The sequence below is a fragment of the Pedococcus sp. genome (assembly GCF_036554925.1).
Classification (GTDB): domain Bacteria; phylum Actinomycetota; class Actinomycetes; order Actinomycetales; family Dermatophilaceae; genus Pedococcus_A.
Map to the genome: position 1 here is coordinate 1 of NZ_DATBMI010000158.1, position 3,139 is coordinate 3,139.

4 protein-coding genes are annotated in these 3,139 nt (G+C 71.7%); all 4 read right to left on the bottom strand.

The features are described 5' to 3' along the window. Positions 1-458, bottom strand: a 458-nt coding sequence (locus VIB11_RS12885) for an ATP-binding cassette domain-containing protein (protein ID WP_332031636.1), incomplete at its 3' end; no start/stop codon positions are given. Continuing rightward, a complete protein-coding gene (locus VIB11_RS12890) occupies positions 458-1,471 on the bottom strand; it encodes a BMP family protein (protein ID WP_332031637.1) in 1,014 nt (337 codons plus the stop codon). The genes VIB11_RS12890 and VIB11_RS12885, both read right to left, overlap by 1 nt. A gap of 339 nt (positions 1,472-1,810) precedes the next feature. Further along, on the bottom strand, positions 1,811-2,707 hold the full coding sequence (locus tag VIB11_RS12895; RefSeq protein WP_332031638.1) for an NAD(P)H-binding protein: 897 nt from the start codon (positions 2,705-2,707) through the stop codon (positions 1,811-1,813). Positions 2,708-2,734: 27 nt separating this feature from the next. After that, the coding region (locus VIB11_RS12900) for a hydantoinase B/oxoprolinase family protein (protein WP_332031639.1) at positions 2,735-3,139 on the bottom strand (405 nt) is incomplete at its 5' end.

Genomic DNA, 3,139 nt, shown 5'->3' on the forward strand with positions numbered 1-3,139 from the left:
TCGACGGTCAGTCCGAAGCGCTCGGACAGCTCGGCGATGCGGTTCGCCGGCGCCTTGAGGTCGACCGACGGCCATGACGGCATCGAGGTGCCGAGGACGATGTTCTCCGTGACCGTGTAGGTCTCCACCTGGAGGAAGTTCTGGTGGACCATGCCGATGCCGTGCGAGATGGCATCTCTCGGGTCGCGGATGTCGACGGGCTGGCCGTCGAGCACCACCGCCCCGGCGTCGGGGCGGTAGAGCCCGTAGAGGACGTTCATCAGGGTGGTCTTGCCGGCGCCGTTGCCGCCGAGGAGGCCGTGCACCTCGCTGCGGCCGACGGTGAGGTCGACGCCGTCCAGGGCCACGACGGGACCGAAGGTCTTCCGGATCCCCTCCATCGTCAGGAGGGGAGCGGAGGATCGCTGGGCCACGCCGTGGCGCGTCTCGTCCACCGAGGTCATGTCGGGTCGGCCCATCACTTGATCGGGGTGAGGTTCTTCTCGACCGTGACCGCGCCGGACTTGATGTCGGCCACGGCCTTCTCGACCTTGGCGACGACCTCGGGGGAGGCGTTCTTCGGCGGCTGGATCGACACACCGGAGTCGAAGCCCAGCGGGAAGTAGCCCGAGGTCGTGCCGGACTCGATCTTGGTCAGCATCTCGCCCAGCGGCTTGGTGAAGTCGTAGATCGTGGAGGTCGCGTAGTGCTCGGGGTCGAACTGGGACTTGTCGGTGTACTTGGCGGTGACCACCACGTCAGCGGCCTTGCCCTTGGTCGCCTGGAACGCGCCCACCATGCCGAGGTTGAGGGAGCCGACGATGACGTCGTTGCCCTGCCCGATCAGCTGCGTGGTGATCTGCTGCGCCTTCGCGGGGTCGTTGAAGTCACCGGTCCAGACCGGGTTCACCGTGGCCGAGGAGCCCGTGTCCTTCAGCGCCTGGTTCAGGGCGTGGACCTCCGAGTAGGAGAACGGCAGGCTCAGCCCACCGACGTAGCCGATCTTGCCGGACTTGGTGGTGGCGCCCGCCAGGACGCCGATGGGGTAGAAGGCGACGTGGAAGTTGCGGTCGAGGACCCAGAGGTTGGGCACCGACTCCTTCGGCTTGTCGTCGAACTCGCCGATGAAGGTCACGTCCGGGTTCTGCTTGGCGAGCTTGGCGGTCGCCTCGAAGTACTGGCTGCCGTGGCTCCAGATGACGTTGTAGCCATCGGCCAGGTACTCCTTCATGACGCGCTCGGCGTCGGGGACGGGAACGCTCTCGGAGTGGGCAGTCTCCGCACCGTGCTCCTTCTCCGCGGCCTCGAGGGCCAGCAGCCCGAGCGAGTTGTAGTCGGCGTCGGTGGCGGAGCCGGAGAACAGTGCCGCGACCTTGAGGTCCTTCTCGCCGCCCCCGCCCCCGCTGCCGGAGGAGCTGCCGCCACAGGCGGAGAGCGCGAGCGCGAGGGCCACTGTCGGAGCGGCCAGGCGGATGAGGGACGAACGAGCCATGAGTGCCTCCGGGGGGAAGGGGCGCCGGCGCCCTTGCCGGCAGGGGCCGTGGCCCCGCTGCTGTTGCGCAGAGCGTGCCATCCGCGACAGGGGCCCTCCTCGTCAATTTGTGACATGCGGCACAGGTCTTGTCTGTGTCATCTCGTCAGGGCGAAATGCGTTTTCCCGTATGCCGTCTGCGCACGTGACGAGCGTGTTACGCGGGGTCTTCGAAGCCCGGTCGCCGCCCCGCGAGGGCACGGGCGGGCAGGCCCCGGAGGATATTCACGCGGCCCTGGCCGGGGCGGGGACGGCGGGGCCGGCTCGCAGCGGTCGCCCGCCCTGCCACGACCGTGCGGCTCAGCCGGACTGCTCGTCCGGCACCGGCGAGGGCAGCGCCTCACGGCGCAGCACGTCGGCCCACGTTGCGGGGGCGCGGCGCAGCAGGATGCGCAGCGCGGCGGCGCTGCCGACGAACCCCCGGCGGTCGTAGGCGGCGAACATCGCGAGCAGGTCGTCGATGGCGCCCGGCGCCAGGCGACCCTCCTGTGCACGGGCCCAGGCGGCCGGGTCGACACGCGCGGCGGCCACCTCGCGGCCGAGCACCGAGCTGGCGATGTGGGCCATGCGCGAGACCGTCAGGGTCTCGGCGCCGCAGAGGTCGTAGGTCTGGCCCTCGTGGTCGCCGGCTCCGTCGCTGCCCAGGACCAGGGCGGCCACCTCGGCGACGTCGCGGAGGTCGACGTTCGTGAAGGGCGCGTCGAGACGGTAGGGGACGGCCAGCCGGCCCCCGCGGGCCGCCTCGGCGAGGTTCTGGTGGTAGGCCGCCGGCCGGAGCATCGTCCAGGCGAGTCCCGACCTCCGCACGACCTCCTCGGCGGCGGCCTTGCGCAGGTGGTGGGGCATGGTGTGGTCGTCGGGGTGCAGCACCGAGTGGAAGACGATGCGACGGACGCCCCCGGCGCGGGCCGCGGCCACGGCCCGGGTCGCCATGCCGACCTCGTCGGGGTGGACGTTGGGCGCGAGGTGGTAGATGGCCCGGCACCCAGCCGCCGCCTCGGCCAGCCCGACGCCCGACACGAGGTCGACGTGCGCCATCTCGCGGGCCCCCGCGGCATACGCCGCCCTGGCGCCGGCGTCGGAGCGCACACCGGCACGCACACGAAGACCCCGCGCCACCAGTGCCGCGGTGACGGCGCGCCCGGTCTTTCCGGACGCGCCCATCACCAGCACGGGTGCCGCGGGGTCGTGGCTCACGCTTCCACTCTGGGGCCGGTGGGGCGCTCAGAGCCAGTCGACATCGGCGGCCGTCCTGCCCTCGGCGAGCCGGGCGTAGCCGGGGCCGCGGTCGAAGAACGGCTCTGCGGGGCGGTCGGCACGCAGCTGGTCGCGCAGCGCGTCGGAGGCCGCCGCGTCGACCACTGGCGCGTCCTTGGTCCCGCCGGCCACGACGCCGTAGTCGCGGCGGGCGCCCTCGAAGGACACCTTGCCCCAACGCAGGTCGCGCTCGACCTCGTCGTAGGGGCGCTCGAGCGGGTCGCCCCAACCACCGCCGCCGGTGGTGCGGATGCGGATGACCTGGCCCGCCTTGACGGGCTCGTTGTCGGCGAGGGCGTCGACATCTCGCTCCTCCGGCCCACCGAGGTCGATGGTGACCTCGAACGGGCGACCCGCCTTGCCGCCCTTGAC